Here is a 20979-nt window from a genome sequence, read left to right on the forward strand (position 1 = left end):
TCGGCGACCCTTTTGCACACGTGGCCCACGCTCTTCCAGTCGATGCGCATCAGCGCCGACACGGCGCTTCTGGGCGCGTGCACGCTCAACCACGCGACCTGCTGCTCGAAGTCGCGCGTGTACGCGCTCTTCCTGCGCGCCCACGGCACCATCGCGACCGTCACCCCGTGCTCGCGGCACATGACGCGCCGGGGCGCGTACTCCAACAGGAGCCTGGCGCACCCGAGGTCGAGGTGGCGCCAGCGCCGCACGCCCAACCGGTCGTACGGCCGGCCGTGCCCGCCGCATCTGGCGCACCGGTCCATGTCGTCCGCGTACGGGCGCACCGGCACGATGACGACGGTCCCGCCACGCGGGTCGTCCTCGACGCGGGGCGTGGAGACCACGACGTTGGCGGGCAGGTGCAGCATGCGCTTGAGCGCGCCGGCTGATATGGTTGGCACAGGCGTTCCCTTGTTCCGGTTCTACTTTCTTGGCGGAAACAAACCATACAGGAGAACGCCCCTCTCATATCCCACACGAAAAAGCCCCGGCAAAGACGCCGAGGCACAACACCCCACCACACAAACTGGCGAAGACTCGCTTTTTATTCGTGTCCAGCTCCCATGCGACAGCCTTCAGCACGCGATCGGCTACGAGACCAGCAATGAAAATAGCGATTAGCGCCCACACCGGCATCGTCACCGTTACCATAAGAAACGCCTTAATACTGTCCATAAAAACCCTCCGTCCGTGTTATTTCTGGACGCTCAGTCCTCTGGGACTTTCGGCCTCATATAGTCGCTCGCAAGCTCGCTGATATCGGCCTCTTGGCCCCTCCGGCCAGACCTGCACGCCAAGAAAATGTTATATACATAACCGCGTTATCGCATCGAATCCATTAGCCACATACAAAAAGAATCACTATCGATTTGCCATCGACCACCGATCTTGCGGCAGACCACACCGGCGTCCTGTAGCGCATGACTACGGAGCATACGACGAATGGTATAGTCACCGACTCGAGCAATGCGCGCGCATTTCGACGCCGACCAAAATTCCCCAATGCAATTATCTTCCATGATTATTCCCCTTCATGATTAGACCAATATAAAGATCATTTAAATCTTCAATTTGACCATTATTCTGTACGTCGCTATCGGACGCCCACGGGAGACTCTGAATTTCAGGAGATTCCCACAACAATCTCGGTGGAATTCCATATGCCAGAGCTATATCCAATAACCTCACGCGCACGTAATTAGTTGGATATTCCATCATTATCACCGCCTACGCCATGTCCAAGAAATCCACATTTGATAGCCTGTGCCCGAATACGCGATCTTGATTCAGAGCGTCGGGCAGCACTTTCTCTGGCGATTCTGTCGCGATTTGCCTTAATTTCTCGGAAGTCTCTCGGGCCCGATTCAGCACGTCTCTTTTCTTGCTGTTCTTGTCTAAATCTCTCAAAACTTGATCGAGAGACTTCGGATTGTCCGTGCTCGTGTTGATCGCCACACGATGAATTATCCACCCGAGAACTTTCGACATTGATACACCCCGCGCCTCGCACGCCGCCTTGAACGCCCTCGCGTCCAGATCGTCCACGTACAATTTCATTGCCCTCTTCGCCACATTGCACCACCTCATAATGATCATTAAAAGGCCATTCGGCCATGTCGTACGCAATTAATAAACAAAGGGCTACGCCCGCGATGACGTAGCCCAATATAAATGCGACCAGCATCACCATTCGTGACTCAGATCAGAAAGGGCATCGGAATATTCGCCGACCTTGCTCACAACATCGGCCAGATCATCTGCATCCCCGTCAAAAATGGTGGGGTTAGCCGCGTAATCCGCATACTCGACCTGCGCTAAATGGCCCGCGATCTCGCCCAGCTGATCTGCGTACTGCTGGAGCACATTAGCGATACCATCTATCTTGTCCTCGAACTCATCTCTGCTCATAATTCATCCCTCACTTGTTGTTATTAGTCTCGGCAATACCGTCAAATACGATCGACCATCCAAGGCGATTATCATTAGTGACATAAGGTGTGACGGTAACATCGCCGACGGGCTTAATATCAAATTGTTTATTCAGCTTGGCAGACGGCAAATGCTTGACCTTCACAGAGGCATTGCGGACCTCATCATCCGTGTTGCGGTCATTCACAGTAACCTCAAGACGGTAGGCCGGCACGCCATCATATAGCCTCGGAGCACCATCCCTCATCACCGGCTGTGCATCGGCTGGATCAAAAGAATGCTTCAAGTCGAACTCAAAATTCTTCAGGGCGGTATTAACGTCCATCCTGATAGCCATCATCATGTCCTCGCGCATGGACTTGAACATTCCATAGCGCCATACAGATATACGATCTGTATGTTTTGTACGAGGAAGATATCTGAGAGCATCACAGGAACGCACTTAGTACGAAATGCAATGATTCTGCGCGTCCACAGGGCATTACATGGTAATCTGCGATGTCGTAGTAATCATCGGAAAGTGGAAATGTGACGAAGATCACATTTTTTTCTTTGACTGCTGGTGGTGTATCGGAAAGTGTATCGTAAATGCGATGGACAGTCCAAGAATGGCGGAACTACGCCATTTGATACGAATCCCGCCAGCCCGACAACTGAGGGAACCACTGATGACGAATTGGTGGTTCCCTTTTTTCATGTCCAAACATGATCAAAGGGAACAATCCATGAAGAAGAGTCTTCTGGCGCTGGCCGCGGGCGCGTTCATCCTCGGCGCGGCGGAATTCGTGATGATGGGCATCCTGCCGCAGGCCGCCGAGGCGACCGGCGTGGACATCCCGACCGCCGGCCATTACATCTCCTCCTATGCGATCGGCGTGTGCGTCGGCACGCTGATCCTCGTGTTCGGCCGCAAAGTGCCGCCGAAGAACCTCATCATCCTGTTCATGCTCATCGCGCTGGTCGGCAACGCGATGAGCGCGATGAGCGTGAACGCCGTGATGCTGCTCGCAGCCCGATTCATCTCGGGGCTTCCGCACGGCGCGTTCTTCGGCACCGCCACGCTGATCGCCAAGACCCTGGCGGACAAGGGCAAGGAGGCACAGGCCGTGTCGGTGATGGTCACGGGCCAGACCGTCGCGAACATGCTGGGTGTGCCCGCGGGCACATTGATGGCCGAGTTCATGTCTTGGCGTCTCGCGTTCGGCCTGCTCGCCGCATGGGCGGCGATGACGATCGTGCTGACGCTTGCATGGATTCCGTTCGTGCCGCCGGTCAAGGACACCGGCATCCTCGGCCAGTTCCGATTCCTCAGGCGCCGTGGCCCGTGGGTGATCCTCGCCGCCGTGTTCACCGGCAATGCCGGCGTGTTCTGCTGGTGGAGCTACGTCTCCCCGTGGCTGCAGAAGACCGGCGGCTGGTCCGCGGGTCTCGTGCCGCTGATGATGATGCTGGCGGGCTTCGGCATGGTCGTGGGCGGCATCATCGGCGGGCGCATCACCGACAACTGGCGTCACGCCGGCACCGCGGCACTTGGTCAGGCGATCTCCTGCGCGGGTCTGCTCATGGTGCTGCTTGTGCCCGGCAACCGCGTGACCACGGCGATTCTCACGTTCTGGATCGCGTTCGGCCTGTTCTTCATCTCCGCACCGCAGCAGCTGCTCATGACCGAGGCCGGTCAGGGCGGCGGCGAGCTGATCGCCGGGGCGGCCGTGCAGGTCGCGTTCAACTTCGGCAACGCGGTCGGTTCGGTCGTCGGCGGCGCGATGCTCACCTCGTTCGCGATGGACTACCGGTTCACCGGTCTGGGCGGCGTGCCGCTCGCGGCATTGGCGGTCGGGCTGCTCGCCTTCTACTCATGGAAGTGCGAGACCGACACCGATGCGCTCCAGCGCATGCGCGAGATCCATGTGTGATCGCAGGTGACGTAGTTCACAGATGCCGTTCCATCCTCTCCAGCGACGTCTTCTAGACTTGGGTGATAGACGCTTTTCGACGAAGGAGACGACATGGGTGATGACGCACGGGACGACGCGAAGGATGCGCTGGCCAAGCAGCTGCTGGCCGCGTTCGCGGGCGGGGATCCGGATGACGCCGACGACGATGACGACGCCGGCGAAGACATGACGGACATGACGGACGTGACGGACGCGGAGCGGTCGCCGGCCACGTTCGACACGCAGGAGTTTCTCAAGGGGCTGGATGCGATCTTCGAGGCTCATGACGCCGCCGGCAAGGCCGGCCCCTATCTCCAGCAGGCGATGGTCGACGCGGAGAACGCGGGCGACGACGCGGGTCTGCTGACCGTGCTCAACGAGACGATGGGCTTCTACCGGTCGCAGGGGCGGCATGAGGAGAACCAGTGGATCGTCCAGCGCGCCATCGAGCTGGCGTTGCGCATGGGACTCGAGGGTTCCGAGGCGTGGGCGACGACGCTCATCAACTGTGCGACGGCGATGCGCGCCGCGAAACACTACGATCAGGCCGAGGACCTGTACAAGCAGGCTCTCGCGTGCGCGGAGAAGAACTTCGATCCGAAGGATCGCAGGCTCGCCGCGCTGCACAACAACCTGTCGATGCTCTACAGCGAGACCGACCGCATCCACCAGGCCGAACTCGAGCTGCGCGAGGCACTGCGCGTGATCGAATCGTCGAGCGTGAACCCGGACGCGGACATCGACGTGGCCTCCTCGCATACGAATCTGGCGCTCGTGCTGCTTCAGGAGGGCAAGCTCGAAGGCGCCGACTGGCATGCGTCGAAGGCACTGGAGATCTACGCGACCGGCCATCTGGAACATTCGGCGCATTACGCGTCGGCGCTGGCCGGGCTCGCGCAGGTCAGGTACGCGGAGCATCGGTACGCGGACGCGGTCGAGTACTACCGTCGTTCCCTTGCAGTGATCGAGGAGTGCTACGGCACGGACACCGACTACTACCGGATCACCAAGTCGAATCTCGATCAGGCCGAGGCGCAGGCCGGGAAACAGGCTGGAGCGGACACCACGGATACGGGAGTCGCGACGAAGCCGGCGGATGCGCCGGAGCCGTCGGACGCCACGGAGAACGGGCGGCCCGACGACGGTCCCGAGACCGCGGCAGACTCGGCCTCGGCCACTACCCAAACCGCCGCCACCTCCTCCCCCGCCGTCTCCGGGCTCAAACTCGCCCGCGCGTACTGGGAGGAGATCGGCAGGCCGATGATCCGGGCGAAGTACCCCGAATACGCGGGGCGCATCGCCGCGGGACTGGTCGGCCACGGATCGGAATGCTACGGGTTCGACGACGAGTATTCGCGCGACCACGATTTCGGCCCACGCTTCTGCCTGTGGCTCACTGACGAGGACTACGCGGCGATCGGCGAGCGTCTGCAGGCCGACTACGAGGCGCTGCCGGCCGATTTCCGCGGGTTCACGCGCGCGAATGCCGCCGGTGCGGCGACCCCGCGTGCGCAGGGCGCGTTCCGCCGTGACGGCGTGTTCCGCATCGGCGATTTCTTCGAGTCGATCACCGGGTATGCCGCCGCTCCGGCCGCCGACGCGCCGCACGAGTGGATGCTGCTCGACGAGGCGACGCTGGCCGCCGCGACGAACGGCGAGGTGTTCGCCGACCCGCTGGGCGCGTTCTCGAAGGCGCGTCAGGCGTTCAAGGACATGCCCGACGATGTGAGGTACGCGTTGATCTCGAAGCGACTGGGCATGATCGCGCAGGCCGGCCAGTACAATCTGGCGCGTTCGTTGAAGCGTGGTGGCGGCGATGCGGCGTGGATGTCGATCCACGAGTTCGTCGACGCCTGTTCGTCGCTGGTGTTCCTTATCAACAAGCCGCTGATCGTCGGCTACGCGCCGTACTACAAGTGGCGGTTCGCGGCGCTCAGGAGGCTTTCGGGCAGGATGTTCACGCTGCTGCCGGATGTGTGCGAGCGGCTGGAGACGGTGATGCGGCTGTCGTCGGCGGCCTGCTATGGCGGCGCCGGATTCGGCGAGGGCGGCAAGGGTTCGGCGCCGGCTGCCGAGCGGATCGAGTCGATCGTCGAGTCGATCGCGCGCGACGTCGTCAAGGAGCTGCGCCGCGAGGGGCTCACGACCTCGGATGAGACGTTCCTTGAATGGCAGCGCCCGTACGTCGAGGAGCATATCGGCTCTGACGCGTCCTGCCTGCACAGTCTGTGATACGCGAATGCGTGAAACATCCCGTGAAACAATCGTGAAACACCCCGTGAAACACCTTCGGGGAAGGAGGAACCGATGACGGACATCACATCGGCAAAGACGCCGGAATCACCGACGAACGATCTCACCGACCTGCGCGAGCGCATCGTCCGCCATGAGTGGGATCAGTTCCAGCGCACGAACAACGAGGGAGGTCGTGCCGCCTGTCAGGGCAACTGGCCGGTGTTCCACCAGATGCGTCTTGCGCAGTTCCTCACCTGGGATGCGCCGCTGTTGACCGGCTATGCGCGCGATCTGGACGAGGCGGATCGGATCGGACGCAATCTGATCACCGAGAAGTACGGGCGCATGATGGCCTCGACCGCGCCGGTCGAGTTCGCGCGCGACATCGAACCGTACATTCCACGCCTGTCCGACGATCGCGTCGCACGGCAGGAGCGGGTGATCGCGACGCAGGTCGGCTGGGCGCGCGACTTCCGCGAACACTGGCCGAAGCTGGGAGTCGCGATGCGCGTGCTGACGACCGCCGAGGACACGCCTCAGGCCACGTCGTTCGAGACGTATCTGCGCGGCGAGCTCGGCACGTATTCGGATGCGACGTTCGCGATGTACGAAGAGATGATCGCCGATCGCGTGGAGACCGGTCGCAATCTCACCGAGGAGACGATTCTCCATACGGTGCGATTGGGCGGGTTCGCGGATCTCGACGAGGCGGAGGCGACGCAGTAGGACGTCAGAGGGAGAACAGGCCCCAGAAGGCGAGGACGGTCAAGGTCACCAGCATTCCGGCGAGAACGAACGACGCGAGCAGCCAATGCCACCGGCCGAGGATCCATGAGGAGCGGGTGCGACGTGCCGCAGGATACAGTCCGTGCGCAATGTACGCGCGGCGTATCCTCCACGAATGCCACAGCCAGGTGATCAGCCATCCGGTAAGCACCGCAAGCAGCAGGGATGCGATGCGCAGCCCGTTGAACCCGATCGTCATGATTTCGGGGTTGCGCCATTCACGCACTGCGGCCACGCCGACGTAGGACAGGTATCCGGCGAGCGCGGCGAGGGTCAGCGTCGCGGTCGCGCTTCCGACGATCAGCAGCGCCCGCAGCCCGCATGAATAGCCGACCATGCGCGTGAAACTGCGGCTGGTGCCGGGCCATGCGCGCAATGCCCGACCATGCTTGTCGACCACGGGGAATCGTCCGTGACCGGTGCCGTCGGCGTTCGAGGCGGCGATTCTGCGTCTGCGCAGTATTTCGGCGAGGAGGAAGCATACTCCCCCGATCGCCGCAATGACGAAGCACAGGATCGGCGCGGCCATGAGAGCGACGAGCACGCCCAGCGAGCCGATGATGCCTGATCTGATCACATCCGGCGCGGCGTACCTCTGATGCGGCCGCACGCCGGCCACCTGCGGGGTGGCCCATCCCTGCGCGTCCGTGCCGACGGCGATTCCGTTCACCCAGTCGGACAGGGCCTTCGTATACCCGTCGGCCAACGGCAGTCCGGGCGAGAACAGTCCGGTTCCGGCGCGCATCTGATGATTGGCAGCGAAGTAGCGGACGGTCACGTTGCGATTGCCGTGGCGTGCCGCCTGGTCGACGATGGTCGATGCGCCCTGTTCGATCGGCATCGCGGTGTCGTATACGCCGTAGTTGACGAGAATCGGCATGGTGAGCCCGTCGAAGGTGGATTCCGCGTCGAAATCGGCGTATCTCAAGTCGAACGGCGCGAAGTCGAGGGAGATGAGCTTGGCGGCGTCCCGCACCACGGGCTTGGGTACGCCGGCCTGGCTCATGTAGGCGCTCAACGCCATCGCCATCTGTTCGCGGCCCTTGAATACGGGCGCGGAGGAGAGGATCGAGAAGGCGATGTCGTGGCGTTGCTGCGCCATGAGCATCGAGATCCATGTGCCCTCCGATTCGGCGTAGACGCCGGAGTGCCCCGGGTCGACGCCGGGGATCAGCCTCATGAAGTCGAAGGACGTCGAATAGTCATGGGCGAAGCGCAAGTAGTCGCGGTGCAGCGGCGTGTAGTCGTCAGTGCGTTTGGCCGGTACCAGGGTGACGATGCCGGCGGAGCTCATCGCGTTGGCGATATCGCCGAAGTCCTCGGCGTCACCGGTGCCGGAACCGTGCACGAACAGGCAGGCGGGGCGATTGCCGGGCGCGCCGACCGGTTCGCGCAGGACGGCGGGCACGCTGGCGCCGTCATCGAGATGGATGGTGATGTCGCGTTCGCGCGTCCGGAACGTGCCTTCGTGCGCAATCGCCGCGGATCGCGGGGTGATGGCCGTGTCGGGCGAGGCGACCGGAATGTGGTCCCGATAGGGTTCGACGTTCCATCGCGGCATCATCAGCTGGCCGAGAACGGCGAAAACGGCGAGGAGCACTACGGTGGCCGCGACCGCCGAGAGTGTCTTCCTCACCGTTTCCATCATGGTTCCCTACTGTAGGCCTCTTCAGTCCGACCGGGAGCGTCCTGTGGACATATGTCGGATGAATTCATTGTGTTGATTACCGCTTCGACTTCTCCTTGCGGCTCGCCACCGCCTTGGCGATGGACCAGATCAGGGCGACGACGAGCAGGATCACGCCGACCGCCGCGCACATGATCGCGATGGCCGTCTGCGGGGTCATGTCGTAGAACCACTTGCCGAGCACCGCCGGATTGAGTCCGGTGAACATGCCGAACGCGCCGATGAGCAGCATGATCAGGCCGAATACGATGGTCGACCTGCTGGCGCCCTTGGGCGGTTCGGGGTTGTTCTGGGTCGGGGCCGCAGTCCGCGGCCCGGAGACCGGAGGTTCGGGTTCGACGGGCGCGGAAGGCTCGACGGGCGCGGAGGACTCGACAGGCGTCGAAGCTTCGGCCTGCGGCGCCGGAGTCGCACCGGAGGATTCCGGCACAGGCGCGGGATCGGGAGCCGTCGATACGAACGGCGAGGCGGAGGCCTGCGCGGCCGCGGGGATCGCCTCGGACAGCGGCACGTCGAGCGGGATCGGCTCGACGCCCGCGGTGGAGGGAGTCGTATCGGCGAAGTCGTCGATCGTGGAGGGGATCTGGCTGAGCGCCTGCGTGGTCTGTTCGTCCTCGCGGGTCTGCGATGTGACCGCGATCGTCGGTTCCATCACCTCGGTGTCGGCCGACGAGGCCGAATCGGCGGCCGTCGCCGCTTCCGGCACCGGCAGTACGGTCGTATCGGCCGGTTCGGTCGGGGCCGCCGCGGGCAGGACGGCGGTCTTCTCGTCGCCTGCATCGTGCATGGGCAGGACCTTGGTGGTGTCGTCACTCATTGGTGTCCTCCTTGTCGTCGGCGGTGGGGCCGGACCTGCCGGTCTCCACGTCGTAGTGATGTTTCGTGGTGGCGTCGACCGAGGCCCAGTCGTCGTTCTTCACGTGGGATTTGACGAAGTCCGTGTAGGACGGCATGCCGCTGTCCGAGGCGTATACCACCGAGACCTTGCCGGAATTGCCCTGCAGGAAGTTGATCTGGAACGAGACGTCGTCATCGGATTTGCCGTTGTTGAACCAGTCGTCCGGACGATAGCTCCACTCGTATCCGGAATACCCAGGCGTTACGAACATTACGTTGTTGTCCCGGACCAGCGTCCCCCATCCGCCGATCGCCGAGGCTTCGTCAAGGAGCATGCCGTCCCGTCCGAAGCTGTAGGGGCAGCCGTCAGGGAGCGTGACCTGCACGTTGGCGTTGGTCACGATGAGGTTGATCTGTCCGGCGGGGCACCAGTTGATGAAGCGGTTCTTGTCCCCGTCGGCGTGGTACCAGCGGTTGAACCGGCTCAGGTCGATGTTGGCGGTGGCGTCGAAGTAGTTGGTGCCGTCGAACCAGACGCCGTTCTTGAGCTGCGAGTAGGTCTTGGGGCTGGCGTCGGACACCCAGTAGTTGACCTTGGCGTCTTTGTATTTCTCCTGCAGCGCGATCATGCCGTTCGCGTTGGACGAACCGTGGTTGCCGCCCATCTGCACCTGTGTGTAGCCGCTGCGGCGCGCATCGGAGAGCACCCCGTTGACCGTGCCCCCGTAGGCGATGGTGGCGATGACCATCGCCACCGCTGCGCCCGCCGCGATGATCGACAGCGGGATCATGCCGCCGGAGCGTCTTCCGGCGATGCCGAGGATGAGGATCACGAGCCCCATGAGGATGCACACGCCGGAGATCCACATGGTCGACTGGGCCAGCACCGTTTCGATGGCGCCGGCGGTGTGCATGCCGCCGGCGTACACGTGCAGGATCAGCCAGGCGGCGGAGACGAGCGTCAGTCCCAATACCATCAGCACGACGAGCGGACCGGCCGGCTTGCGGCGAGGACGGCGCTTGGCCGCGGCAGCCGTCTGCGGACGCGAGGGTGCGGTGGAGGCGGCGGTCGGCTGTGCGATGTACGGGGAGCCGGGGACCGCCGACGCATACGGATACGCGGTGTTCGGCGGTGTCGGAGAGCCGACGGGGAACCCGGATGCCGGCATCGCGCCGGCCGCCGGCCGCGCCGGTTGCTGCATCGGGTTCGGGATCGGGCGCCATCGGGGTTCACGGGCGCACCGATCGGTGCCGTCGGATTGGGCACCCCCTGCCACAGCGGCGGGTTGACGGGATTGGGATTCACGCCCGGCTGGGGCTGGCCATACGGGTTCGCGCCGGGGAATCCCGGTCCCTGCATGCCGGGCTGCGGTCCGCTCTGCGGACCATTGCCGCCATTCGGACCGCCGCCGCGGCCATTGCGCGCGCCGAAGCCGTAGCCGTGCTGCTGGCGGACGCTGCTCTGGCAGATCGCCCACAGCGCGATGACGGCCAGAGCGATCGCCACCCATCCGGCGCCGGGGATGATCAGCGCGATCGCGAACATGACGATCACGCCCACGCAGGTCCAATCCCACTGTCCGGCGATGACGTCCTCGGCGAGGATGCGTCCGTTGCGGGCGTCGGGAAGCAGCGCCCAGGCGATGGCGTAGAGGGCCGCGCCGAACCCGAACAGCAGGGTCGAGGCGAGGAGCAGCGCGCGGGTCAGCGCGGGGCTCCAACCAAGGCGGACGGCCAGACCACTGCATACGCCGCCGATCCAGCGGTCATCACCACGCATCACGCCGGTGGAGCGTATCCAGGAGAAGAAGCGTTCCTTGAGATTCTTGTTGTCGTTCATGCTTCCATTACAGCAGTCAGGCTCTTGCACAGGCGTCCGGGAACACCCTGATTCTTCCCTGAACGCGGGCTCAAAACCCTTGGAAACCGCCCCGAATCGGGCACAATGGGAGCATGACCTCCACCCCGAACCCCTCGTCACAGGCCCAGCCGACGCCGCACGGCCGCGCGAACGACGCGTACGCCGAATACTGCAGGTACGGCGTGCATGCAGCGTACGCCCGTTCGCAGCCGCGGCTGCCCCCGATGCTGCCCGCACGACTGCCGTTGATGCGGCCGAAGCACGGCCGCATGCTGACCGGCGTCTGCCAAGGCATCAGTCTGCATCTGGGTGTTTCCGTGGCGTGGGTCCGGCTGGCGTTCGTCCTCATGACGTTCCTGTTCGGGGCCGGCATCGTGGCCTATCTGTTCCTGTGGATGTTCGTACCGGTGGGTGATCCGGCCGCCGCCGCGGCCGCGCGATCGCAGTCGGCCAAAGTGTCCGACGCGCCCCTCGCACGCGGCAATCGCGATATGTCCACCGGCAAGACGAGAGCCGAATCACGTGAGGAAACGGCGCTGGGCACGGCCGAAACGGTGACGGAGGCGCTTAAACGCGCGCCGAAACCGGCGCTGCTCGCACTGTCCGGTCTGACGCTCATCGCGTTGAGTCTCGTACTCGGCGTGACGAATCACGGCGAACTCATCCCCGCGGCGCTGCTCGCCGCGGCGGGACTGCTGGTGGCGTGGTCGCGATTCGACGCGAGGACCGGACAGCTGCCGACCATGGTCGGCGGCATCATCCTCATCTTCCTCGCCTACGTGAGCTACGTGACGAACGTCATGTACTCGGGGCTTCTCTCCTATCCGAAGCGGATCATCCTCGCCGGATTCCTGCTGCTCGTCGGCGTGGTGCTTGCGATCCTGCCGTGGGCCAATTCGATGCTGCGATCGCTGACTGCCGAACGCGCGTCGAAGGAACGCGAGGAGGAGCGCGCCGACATGACCGCGCATCTACACGACGGCGTACTGCAGACGCTGGCGCTGATCCAGCTGCACAGCAGCGAACCGGACACCGTGTTCACACTGGCGCGCGGACAGGAGCGCGAACTGCGGCAATGGCTGTATCAGACGCGTGTCACGTCCGACCGGTCGGTCGGCGCTGGACTGAAGGAGATCGCGGCGCATGTCGAGGACGAGCACGGCAGGCCGATCGAAGTGGTGACGGTCGGTGACGCGCGCCCGAGCGCCGCGACCGACGCGCTGCTCGACGCGACCCAGCAGGCGCTGGTCAACGCGGTCACGCACGGCGGTGAACCGATATCGGTGTACTGCGAGGCGGGACCCGCGCTGGTGGAGGTGTTCGTGCGCGATCACGGTGCCGGTTTCGACGTGGACGCGATCCCTCCCGATCGTCTGGGCATCCGCGAATCGATCATCGGACGCATCCGACGCCGCGGCGGTAAAGTGGAGATCGTATCGAGGCCAGGATGGGGCACCGAGGTGCGCATGCACATGCCGATCAGGGCGGACGGCAGGTCGCAGGCAGACGCAATGCAAGGCAAGGAGCGAAGTGATGAACGTACAGAATCCGACGACTGACACGACAAGTGAAGCCGGAACCGACAAACCCGGAATCGACAAGCCGATCCGCGTGGCGGTGGTCGACGACCATGAGATGTTCCGTGCGGGCGTGATCGCGACGCTTTCCTCGACGTTCGACATCGTCGGACAGGGAGCCGATGTGGACGGTTCGATCGCGATGATCGCCGCGACGAAGCCGGACGTGGTGCTCCTCGACGTGCACGTGCCCGGAGGCATGGGCGCAGGTGGCACGGAGATCCTGCTCAAATCGCATCCGCTCTCTCCCGCCTCCGCGTTCCTCGCACTGTCCGTGTCGGACTCGCCGCAGGACGTGGGCTCGGTGATCCGTGCCGGAGCCCGCGGCTACGTGACCAAGACGATCACGGGCGCGGACCTGATCTCCTCGATCAAGCAGGTGCATGAGGGGTATGCGGTGTTCTCGCCGAAACTGGCCGGATTCGTACTGTCCGTGTTCCAGGGCGGAGCGGGATCCGGTTCGGCCGGGGCCACCGGAGGCGGAGAGGGTATTGGAAGCGCCGTGGGATTCGGCAACGGCGGTATGGCCAGTGGCACGGCCGGAGCCGGTTTCGGAGCCGATTCGCCCATCCACGACGATGAGCTCGACCGGCTTTCGGCTCGCGAACAGGAGGTCATGCGGCTGATCGCACGCGGCTACACCTACAAGGAGGTCGCCGCCGAACTGTTCATCTCCATCAAGACCGTCGAGACGCACATGAGTTCGGTGCTGCGCAAGCTGCAGCTGTCCAATCGCACCGAACTGACCCGCTGGGCCGCCGACCGCCGCATCGTGTGAGCCCTCCAGCTTCCCCTGTCAGGCCTGCTGTCAGGCCTGTTTGGCGAAATCGAGCAGATCGGGCGCGCTTTGCTCGATGACCCCGTTCGCGAGCAGCTGATAGCAGCGCTTGGAAGGGTGGAAATCGTCGTCGGCCCAGAACTCGGCGTCGGTCAGGCCGGTGTCGTAATGCGTCATGTCAACGAACGTCACCTGCTTGGCCGCACAGATCTCACGGCTGACCGCGGTCTGCGCATCCGTCATGTCGAGAATCGCCTTGCGTAGCGTACGGCCGAGCGCCGGGGAACGGTACACCTGACCGGAGCTGATCACCACGACGTGCGGGCACAACGCCTTGGCCTCGTCGATGGCGGCGGTCAGATCGGCACGCCACTCCTTCATGCTGCGTCGCGCCATCAGATCGTTCGATCCGGCGCACAGCACGAGCAGATCGGGGCTCTCCGTAACCTCCGGCAGCAGACGGAAGCGCACGCGGCGCATCGTGGCGCCGAGTTTGCCATGGGTCGCCCAGCGCACCGGACGCCCCACCTTGGCGGCGAGCGCGTGGGCCATGCTGGGAGTCAGTCCCTCGCTTTGGCTGGCGACGCCGCATCCGACGGTGAGCGAGTCACCGACCGTGACCAGCGTGATCGGACTGGTTGCGGACGGATCGGACCGATCCACCGAATCCCGTGACGATGCGAACACATCGGTGACGGAGTCGCTTGCGGAGCCGGATTGCGCCTGCACCGCATCCGACTGCACCGCGTGCGAGACGATGACGAGCCCCTCGCGTTCCCCCGCCGGCTCCGGAGCCAATTTGACGGTGTGCTTCGCCACCAACGCCTCGGCGATCGCGATTGGCCTCTCCCACAACGGCAACGACATATTCTCTTCCCTTAATGTCCCCTACTGATTCGACACGCCGCTACATCCGCAGCTTCAGGTGCCTGCGACGCATTATATGTACGGGAATCACTCAAAGGAAACGGCCAATTCCATTTCGTCTGCGTGGTTTTGGCGCCCATGGCGCGGTGAAACTCCCATGGAGCGGTGTTTATCCCATGGCGCGGTGTTGCAGAACGGCTCTATTCCGCCAATCCGCAAAATCGCGTCACTACTCCATGGGAATTTCATCGCGCGATGTGACGTCAGACCACATAATGGAGGTCACAAACAGGCGCAACACAACAAAAGGGGTTCCGGGCGCGAACCCGGAACCCCGATATGGCGGGCAGAGCGAGATTCGAACTCGCGGAGGGTTGCCCCTCAACGGTTTTCAAGACCGTCTCTTTAGACCACTCAGACATCTACCCGTGACGCGCGCGAACCATTTCGGCATCGCGCACGACGTTCAATTATACAGACGGGACGGCCTCTTGTCGCGCGCGTCGCGAAACACAGCAGGCGTGACGGACGGCGCAGGGCGCGTCACGCCTCCCACTTGGTGGGCTCGATGACTTCCTTGCCGCCCATGTACGGACGCATGGCCTTCGGGATCTCGATGGAGCCGTCCTTCTGCTGGTGGTTCTCGAGGATCGCGACGAGCCAGCGGGTGGTGGCGAGGGTGCCGTTGAGCGTGGAGACCGAACGGGTGGAGCCGTCCTCGGTGCGCTCGCGGATGTTGAGACGACGAGCCTGGTACTCGGTGCAGTTCGAGGTGGAGGTGAGCTCGCGGTAGCGGCCCTGGGTCGGCACCCACGCCTCGCAGTCGAACTTGCGGGCTGCGGAGGAGCCGAGATCGCCGGCGGCGGTGTCGATGATGCGGTACGGCACCTCGACCTTGGCGAGCATCTCCTGCTCCATCTCGAGCAGGTGCTGGTGCTCGGCGTAGGAGTCCTCCTGCTTGGCGTAGACGAACATCTCCACCTTGTCGAACTGGTGGACGCGGATGATGCCGGAGGTGTCCTTGCCGGCGGCGCCGGCCTCGCGGCGGTAGCAGGAGCTCCAACCGCAGTAGCGCAGCGGACCGTTGGACAGATCGAGGATCTCGTTCTCGTGCATGCCGGCCAGCGCCACTTCGGACGTGCCGACGAGGTACTGGTCATCGGGCTCGCGCAGACGGTAGATCTCGTCGGCGTGGGAGTTGAGGAAGCCGGTGCCGGCCATGACCTCGGGGCGCACGAGCGTCGGGGTGATGGCGAGCACGAAGCCGTGGTTCTCGGCCTGATCGACGGCCATGGTGAGCATGGCGATCTGCATGCGGGCGACCGCGCCGCGCAGGAAGTAGAAGCGGGATCCGCCGACCTTGACGCCGCGGCGCATGTCGATGCCGGCCACGTTGGTGCCGAGGGTCAGGTGGTCCTTCGGTTCGAAGCCTTCGGCCTCGAAGTCGCGGATCTGACCGACCTTCTTGACGACGACGTAGTCGTCCTCGCCGCCTTCCGGAGCCTCCGGCTCGACGATGTTGGACAGCTTCCACATCGCGGTGGTGTATTCCTCGGACGCTGCGTCGGCGGCGGCCTTGTACTCGGCGACCTTGGCGGCGAGCTCCTTGGTCTGGGCGATCAGTGCGGCCTTCTCGTCCGCCGGGGCGGCGGCGACCTTCTTGCCGATCTCCTTCTGCTGTGCGCGGGCGGCCTCGAACTCCTTGAGGGAGGAGCGGCGCGTCTCGTCGGAGCGCAGCACCTCGTCGACGAGTTCGACGGATTCGCCGCGCTTGCGCTGGGATTCCTTGACGATATCGGCGTGTTCGCGAATGAATTGAATATCAAGCATGCGCCAAGCCTACCGCCGTAAGCCGACACGCGGGACGAGCGTATCGCCGTCCCGTCACGCCGTTTTCTGCAACGGGATGGCCGTACGCCTCACACCGTCGAGGATGTCGCAGATCACATCGATGTCCCGTCCGTCGGGGAACACCCCTTCGGGGCCGTTCGCGTCCATGTCGATGAACGGCGGCTCGTACAGCCGGCTGCCGTCCATCACCCCGTTCGCGGTGAGCTCGCGCACGATGAGGTTCACGAAGCGGATCTGCCTGGCGTTGTAGCGTTTGCCGTCAAGGAACCGTGCGAACGCCATTTCGACGGCGTTCCGGTCCAGTCCGACGAGCGAACGGATGAACAGGCCGAAGCCGCCGCTGAGTTCGGCGGCCGCCTCTATGTCCTGTTCGCTGCCCACGCCGTTATCGAGTAACATGCGTTCGAGCCGTCGGAGGTCCAGTTCGGTGAGTTGGCTTCCCATGCGCACGCGCGCGAGGGTGATGTCGTTCTCCAGTCCCTTGAGGAACGCTCCCGCCTTTTCCCGGAAGCGTTCCATATCGACCGCGGCGACGTCGCCTCCGCCGGTCACGCCTGATTCCGCTTCGATGGTGAGTTCATCCTCGAAGTCGGTGAAGACGATGTTGCGTCGCGTGTTGTTCACATAGCGTACGAGCGTGCGGATGCGTTTGCGCGCAGTCTCCAGCATCGGCACGGTGACGTCCGTCCACCAGTCCTCGCCCGCCACCGCTTCGAGCAGCTCGGCACATTCCGCTATGGCCGGGATGTTGCGCTTTTGCGGGTCGAGCAGCTGCTCGGCGACACCGCGAATGTCCTGACACGCCTTGTCCGGGGAGATGCCCGGTTCCTCGACGCCGTATCCCGATGCGCCGCCGTCGGCGCCGTCGACACCGCCCGCGGCTCCCGCCGCTTCGGCCTTGGCGCGCAGCAGCGCCAGCTCGTAGGTGTACACGCGCAGATCGAACCAGCGCGCGCTCGTGCGGTTCGACATCGTACCGGTGTTCTCGCCGTCGTCGAACGTGGTCGGCAGTCCGGCGAGCCCCGCCGCACGCACCGTCTTGTCGTTCGTGACCGACGTCCACCAGTCCTTGTTCGAGAGGGTTTCGATGTCGAGCCGATGCGGCCTGACCAGCACGTTGCCGTCCGGGTCCATGCCGCCGACGGTGCCATTGAGGATGCGCACCAGCCCACTGCGGTAGTGGGTCAGATCGTCGTCGGAGCCGCCGAACGCGGCCGATGCCAGACGCTCCGAGTTCCCCGCGTTCTCCGCCGAAGCCCGATCAAGCGTCTCCAACAACCCCAGCCGCAGCAGGAACAGGCGTTCCCTCGCGGATCGCCCTGTATAGCCGTTGCTCTCCTCGAAATGCTCGTTGAAGAAGGCGACGTTGCGGCAGCAGTCGATGATGAGGAACTCCGTCTTGTCTTTGCCTGGCCCGAAGAGGTCCGCGCACAGGCGTGTGCCGCGTCCGAGCATCTGCCAGTATTTCGTACGGCTCATCACCGGTTTGAAGAAGACGAGGTTGACGACCTCCGGCACGTCGACGCCCGTGTCGAGCATGTCGACGCTGATGGCGATATGCGGTTCCCCCTCCGGGTCCTCGAACGACTCGATCAGCGCCTGGGCGTCGCGCGTGGCGTGCGTGATGATGCGCGCGAACGTGCCGCCGTATTGTGGCCAGCCTGCGTCGAATCGCGCCTTGATGGCTTCGGCGTGCGCCTGGTTGCGCGCGAAGATGATGGTCTTGCCGAGCGTGTCGCCGCCTTCGACGTGTATGCCGTGCGTCATGAGCGTGCCGAGGATCTTGTCGATGGTGTCCTCGTTGAACAGTACACGGTTGACGTCGTTCGCATCGACCTTGTCCGGCACTTCGCCGGTCTCATCCCAATCCTTGGAGCCCCACTCCTCCTGTTCCTCGGGCGACAGCTCGTCATAGGTGATGCCGCGATCCATGAACTTCGTGTTAACGGGCAGCACCCGCGCCGGCACGAGATAGCCTTCCTTCACCGCCTGCTCGAAATCGTAGGCGAACGTAGGCACGCCTCCGGTGTGTTCGTCGTATTCCAACCCGAACAGCCGGTACGTGTTGCGGTCCACCTCGTTCTTCGGCGTTGCGGTGAGCCCCACCAGCAGCGAATCGAAGTACCGGAACAGGAACCCGTATTTCGCGTATACGGAACGATGCGCCTCGTCGATGATGACCAGATCGAAGAAGCCGGGGCCGAAGCGCAGCGACTTGCCGCGTGCACCACCGTCCTCTCCCAGTTCACGGGCGTTGACGAGGTTCATCATCGTCTGATACGTGCTCAGGTACACACGGCCCGAAGCCGCTTTGTCATCCTCGAGCAGATTGACGACCGGCACGGTCTTTCCCAGACCGTGGTCCTTGTCCTTGAACGCGTTCGACGCCTGATTGACGAGCGCGGTACGGTCCGCGAGGAACAGCACACGATGGACCCATCCGGCTTTCATCAGCTGTTCGACGAGTGACACGACAACTCGGGTCTTGCCCGTGCCCGTGGCCATGACGAGCAGCGCCGCACGCTGTCGAGCGTCGAACACCTCATCGACCGCCTTGATGGCCGCCTGCTGGTAGGGCCGTCCGGCGATGCGCAGGGAGATCGGCTCGGCGGACAGCACGCGCGCATCCTTCCGACGGGCGATGAGCCGTTCCAGTTCGTCCTTCTTATAGAATCCTTCCACGTCACGCGGCGGATACCCAACCGACTTCTTGTCACCGCTGCCCCGGTCATCCCAGATGCGCGTCTTGTATCCGTTGGTCATGAAGATGACGGGACGCCTGTGGTACAGCCCCTCCAAGGCGTCGGCGTACGCTTGCGCCTGCTGCTCCCCCTCCGACGGGCTGATGGAGGTGCGTTTCGCCTCCACAACGGCGAGTGGCAGACCGTCGTCGCCCCACAGCACGTAGTCGATATATCCGACGCCGCTGGGGTTCTTCGCGGTCTTCGGCATGTTCTCGACCTTGAATTCGCGACTGCGCGCGTCCCGCAGGTCCCATCCCTGTTCGGCGAGCATCAGGTCGATGAGGGCCGTTCGCGTCTCGTCCTCTTTATAGGTGTAATCGTGTCTGTCGGGCTTGACCGTCTGCTGCATGACCTTGATCTGCTCGCGCATTCGCTCGAGCTCCGCCTGCTGCGCGAGGATGGTCGCATCCTGCGATTTGATTCGATTGTCCCGCTCGGCGATCTCCTGAGCGTGCTTCTCACGTTCGTTCTTTATGCTCGCGATCAACTTGTTACGCTGCTGAGGATTGAGCGCCATCGCCCGTCTGGCAAGGTTCGGATCGAACTGCCGATCCAGCGGCACCTTGTCCGGCGACGCTGTGAACCGGTATCCGGTCCACAGCATGATCTGGAACAGCTCACGCGCAACGACATTGGCCTGTTCCACGGAGATGTTCGGATCCTCGTCGTGCAGGGCGATATTGCCGATTCTCCTGACGATGTTGAGCTTTCCGATGATGGCCGAATCGACATGCCGCCTGAATTCGGGATTGTTGGTGCGCCCGTCCAGGTTGTCATGATCCGGCTTGTCCAGATCAAGAACGTCGTAATGCAGGTACTCGACCAGCACGTCGATGGCGCGCCTCGCAAAGGCGCAGGCCGCGATCGGGTCGGAGAAGATGTACGATTCGGCCTTCATGCAGTCGTCCGCACAGTTCGGGAACACCGCACGCACGAAATCGAAGTTGCCCATCATCCATCCTTCCCCTCACGCCGACGCCGTCATTGCGCCACTTTTGCTGTTCAGTGTACGTTCCGCACGCGAGAATCACCGATGGATTCCCATCAGAAAAACAGGCTATTCGCTGTTTGTGGTGGGTTGTGGGGGGGGGGGTAGGCGGTGACTGCTTTGAGGTCGAGTTTGCCGCAGGTCAGGTAGATCATGGTGGCGAAGTAGTCCATGTTCCGAAATCCGCGTGCTCGTCGTTTGACGTTCTGGATGACGCTGTTGACGCCCTCGAGGACCGCGTTGGTGTACGGGTGGGTGAAGTAGGCCAGGATCTCGTTCCAGTGCCTGCGGATCATGCGGGCGAGGTCCTTCATGGGTTCCAGCCGTGAGTGCATCATCCACGAGCACAGGCGGTGCAAGCGCACCCACGCCTCGCCTGACGTGCGGCTGGTCTCGTAGATGTCCTGCAGGGTCTCGCGCATCTGGCACGCCCGGCCGGTCTTCAGCCGCTGTTTCATGAGAGCGCGTTTGGTCTCCAACTGCAGCTCGCCCAGCCCGGACTCGTTGCGCAGCCACAGGTACTTCGTCCTCTTCAGCAGCCCGTTGGAGCGTCCCTCGGCCTTCCGGACCTTGTCGACGGCCTCGTTGGCGTGCTTGACAACGTGGAACTTGTCGACGATCCGCTCCGCGTTGGGCAGGCATTCGCGGATGCCCTTCCGAAACCCCAGGCTCATGTCGCAGGTGACGAGCCGCACGTATCCGGGCACTCCGTTGTGCGCCGTGAAGTCGTCGACGAACCGCTTCACCGTGGACGAGTCCTTGCCGGCCGTCACGTTGATCACGTCGTGCTCGACGAGGTCGGCGACCACCGTGATGTAGTTGTGCCCCTTGCGGCTGGTCTCGTCGATGCCGATGGCCTCCAC

Annotated in this window: 17 protein-coding genes and 1 tRNA gene; 5 read left to right on the forward strand and 13 right to left on the reverse strand. The window is 63.5% G+C overall.

Annotation, left to right across the window (positions count from 1 at the left end):
- The 5 genes from BCAL_RS01830 to BCAL_RS01850 all read right to left on the reverse strand — a co-directional run.
- The coding region (locus BCAL_RS01830; RefSeq protein ID WP_043259979.1) for an ISL3 family transposase at nucleotides 1-443 on the reverse strand (443 nt) is incomplete at its 3' end.
- A gap of 64 nt (nucleotides 444-507) precedes the next feature.
- A complete protein-coding gene (locus BCAL_RS01835; RefSeq protein WP_043259981.1) occupies nucleotides 508-717 on the reverse strand; it encodes a hypothetical protein in 210 nt (69 codons plus the stop codon).
- Nucleotides 718-1269: 552 nt separating this feature from the next.
- On the reverse strand, nucleotides 1270-1587 hold the full coding sequence (locus tag BCAL_RS01840; protein ID WP_152600434.1) for a hypothetical protein: 318 nt from the start codon (nucleotides 1585-1587) through the stop codon (nucleotides 1270-1272).
- Between the two features lie 138 nt (nucleotides 1588-1725).
- Nucleotides 1726-1950: a hypothetical protein gene (locus BCAL_RS01845; protein ID WP_043167631.1), complete on the reverse strand. Its 225-nt coding sequence runs from the start codon at nucleotides 1948-1950 to the stop codon at nucleotides 1726-1728.
- A 10-nt stretch (nucleotides 1951-1960) separates the two neighbouring features.
- Nucleotides 1961-2326, reverse strand: coding sequence for a hypothetical protein (locus BCAL_RS01850; protein ID WP_043259982.1), 366 nt, complete (start codon nucleotides 2324-2326; stop codon nucleotides 1961-1963).
- Between the two features lie 370 nt (nucleotides 2327-2696).
- On the opposite strand from BCAL_RS01850, the gene BCAL_RS01855 reads away from it, so the two are divergent.
- The 3 genes from BCAL_RS01855 (at nucleotide 2697) to BCAL_RS01865 (ending at nucleotide 6866) form a co-directional block, all read left to right on the forward strand.
- Nucleotides 2697-3884: an MFS transporter gene (locus BCAL_RS01855; protein WP_043167627.1), complete on the forward strand. Its 1188-nt coding sequence runs from the start codon at nucleotides 2697-2699 to the stop codon at nucleotides 3882-3884.
- Nucleotides 3885-3977: 93 nt separating this feature from the next.
- Nucleotides 3978-6137 (forward strand): DUF4037 domain-containing protein, encoded by a 2160-nt coding sequence (locus BCAL_RS01860; RefSeq protein ID WP_043167625.1) that lies wholly within the window; start codon nucleotides 3978-3980, stop codon nucleotides 6135-6137.
- 75 nt (nucleotides 6138-6212) lie between these two features.
- On the forward strand, nucleotides 6213-6866 hold the full coding sequence (locus BCAL_RS01865) for a DUF4125 family protein (RefSeq protein ID WP_052119331.1): 654 nt from the start codon (nucleotides 6213-6215) through the stop codon (nucleotides 6864-6866).
- Between the two features lie 4 nt (nucleotides 6867-6870).
- Here the strand turns inward: BCAL_RS01865 and BCAL_RS01870 are convergent, their stop codons facing one another.
- The 3 genes from BCAL_RS01870 to BCAL_RS13490 form a co-directional block, all read right to left on the reverse strand.
- Nucleotides 6871-8574: an alpha/beta hydrolase family protein gene (locus BCAL_RS01870; RefSeq protein WP_052119330.1), complete on the reverse strand. Its 1704-nt coding sequence runs from the start codon at nucleotides 8572-8574 to the stop codon at nucleotides 6871-6873.
- 76 nt (nucleotides 8575-8650) lie between these two features.
- The gene (locus tag BCAL_RS01875; protein WP_043167621.1) at nucleotides 8651-9430 is read right to left on the reverse strand and encodes a hypothetical protein; all 780 of its coding nucleotides are present in this window, start codon (nucleotides 9428-9430) and stop codon (nucleotides 8651-8653) included.
- A 996-nt stretch (nucleotides 9431-10426) separates the two neighbouring features.
- Nucleotides 10427-11290 (reverse strand): PspC domain-containing protein, encoded by an 864-nt coding sequence (locus tag BCAL_RS13490; RefSeq protein ID WP_052401182.1) that lies wholly within the window; start codon nucleotides 11288-11290, stop codon nucleotides 10427-10429.
- 245 nt (nucleotides 11291-11535) lie between these two features.
- Here BCAL_RS13490 and BCAL_RS01885 point away from each other — a divergent pair, with 245 nt between their 5' ends.
- Entirely contained in the window at nucleotides 11536-12870 is a 1335-nt protein-coding gene (locus BCAL_RS01885) for an ATP-binding protein (RefSeq protein ID WP_238549592.1), read from the forward strand.
- 76 nt (nucleotides 12871-12946) lie between these two features.
- Nucleotides 12947-13666, forward strand: a complete 720-nt coding sequence (locus BCAL_RS01890; protein WP_052119332.1) for a LuxR C-terminal-related transcriptional regulator — start codon at nucleotides 12947-12949, stop codon at nucleotides 13664-13666.
- A gap of 30 nt (nucleotides 13667-13696) precedes the next feature.
- Here BCAL_RS01890 and BCAL_RS01895 read toward each other — a convergent pair whose 3' ends face one another.
- From BCAL_RS01895 to BCAL_RS01915, 5 genes are all read right to left on the reverse strand, one after another.
- Nucleotides 13697-14533: an SGNH/GDSL hydrolase family protein gene (locus tag BCAL_RS01895; RefSeq protein ID WP_052119328.1), complete on the reverse strand. Its 837-nt coding sequence runs from the start codon at nucleotides 14531-14533 to the stop codon at nucleotides 13697-13699.
- 340 nt (nucleotides 14534-14873) lie between these two features.
- Nucleotides 14874-14961: transfer RNA gene (locus tag BCAL_RS01900), tRNA-Ser, on the reverse strand.
- A gap of 115 nt (nucleotides 14962-15076) precedes the next feature.
- Nucleotides 15077-16363, reverse strand: a complete 1287-nt coding sequence (gene serS / locus BCAL_RS01905; RefSeq protein WP_043167619.1) for a serine--tRNA ligase — start codon at nucleotides 16361-16363, stop codon at nucleotides 15077-15079.
- 54 nt (nucleotides 16364-16417) lie between these two features.
- Nucleotides 16418-20083 (reverse strand): DEAD/DEAH box helicase family protein, encoded by a 3666-nt coding sequence (locus BCAL_RS01910; protein WP_202961930.1) that lies wholly within the window; start codon nucleotides 20081-20083, stop codon nucleotides 16418-16420.
- A gap of 89 nt (nucleotides 20084-20172) precedes the next feature.
- Nucleotides 20173-20979: ISL3 family transposase (locus BCAL_RS01915; protein WP_052401183.1), on the reverse strand; the 807-nt coding region annotated here is incomplete at its 5' end.

It is taken from the genome of Bifidobacterium callitrichos DSM 23973 (assembly GCF_000741175.1).
In the GTDB taxonomy this organism is placed as follows: domain Bacteria; phylum Actinomycetota; class Actinomycetes; order Actinomycetales; family Bifidobacteriaceae; genus Bifidobacterium; species Bifidobacterium callitrichos.

What these genes read in the sequence shown, in the direction of transcription:
- BCAL_RS01835 (WP_043259981.1), bottom strand. Translation starts at nt 717, where the DNA reads ATGGACAGTATTAAGGCGTTTCTTATGGTAACGGTGACGATGCCGGTG.
- BCAL_RS01845 (WP_043167631.1), bottom strand. Translation starts at nt 1,950, where the DNA reads ATGAGCAGAGATGAGTTCGAGGACAAGATAGATGGTATCGCTAATGTG.
- BCAL_RS01850 (WP_043259982.1), bottom strand. Translation starts at nt 2,326, where the DNA reads ATGCGCGAGGACATGATGATGGCTATCAGGATGGACGTTAATACCGCC.
- BCAL_RS01855 (WP_043167627.1), top strand. Translation starts at nt 2,697, where the DNA reads ATGAAGAAGAGTCTTCTGGCGCTGGCCGCGGGCGCGTTCATCCTCGGC.
- BCAL_RS01860 (WP_043167625.1), top strand. Translation starts at nt 3,978, where the DNA reads ATGGGTGATGACGCACGGGACGACGCGAAGGATGCGCTGGCCAAGCAG.
- BCAL_RS01865 (WP_052119331.1), top strand. Translation starts at nt 6,213, where the DNA reads ATGACGGACATCACATCGGCAAAGACGCCGGAATCACCGACGAACGAT.
- BCAL_RS01870 (WP_052119330.1), bottom strand. Translation starts at nt 8,574, where the DNA reads ATGATGGAAACGGTGAGGAAGACACTCTCGGCGGTCGCGGCCACCGTA.
- BCAL_RS01875 (WP_043167621.1), bottom strand. Translation starts at nt 9,430, where the DNA reads ATGAGTGACGACACCACCAAGGTCCTGCCCATGCACGATGCAGGCGAC.
- BCAL_RS13490 (WP_052401182.1), bottom strand. Translation starts at nt 11,290, where the DNA reads ATGAACGACAACAAGAATCTCAAGGAACGCTTCTTCTCCTGGATACGC.
- BCAL_RS01885 (WP_238549592.1), top strand. Translation starts at nt 11,536, where the DNA reads ATGCTGCCCGCACGACTGCCGTTGATGCGGCCGAAGCACGGCCGCATG.
- BCAL_RS01890 (WP_052119332.1), top strand. Translation starts at nt 12,947, where the DNA reads ATGTTCCGTGCGGGCGTGATCGCGACGCTTTCCTCGACGTTCGACATC.
- BCAL_RS01895 (WP_052119328.1), bottom strand. Translation starts at nt 14,533, where the DNA reads ATGTCGTTGCCGTTGTGGGAGAGGCCAATCGCGATCGCCGAGGCGTTG.
- serS (WP_043167619.1), bottom strand. Translation starts at nt 16,363, where the DNA reads ATGCTTGATATTCAATTCATTCGCGAACACGCCGATATCGTCAAGGAA.
- BCAL_RS01910 (WP_202961930.1), bottom strand. Translation starts at nt 20,083, where the DNA reads ATGATGGGCAACTTCGATTTCGTGCGTGCGGTGTTCCCGAACTGTGCG.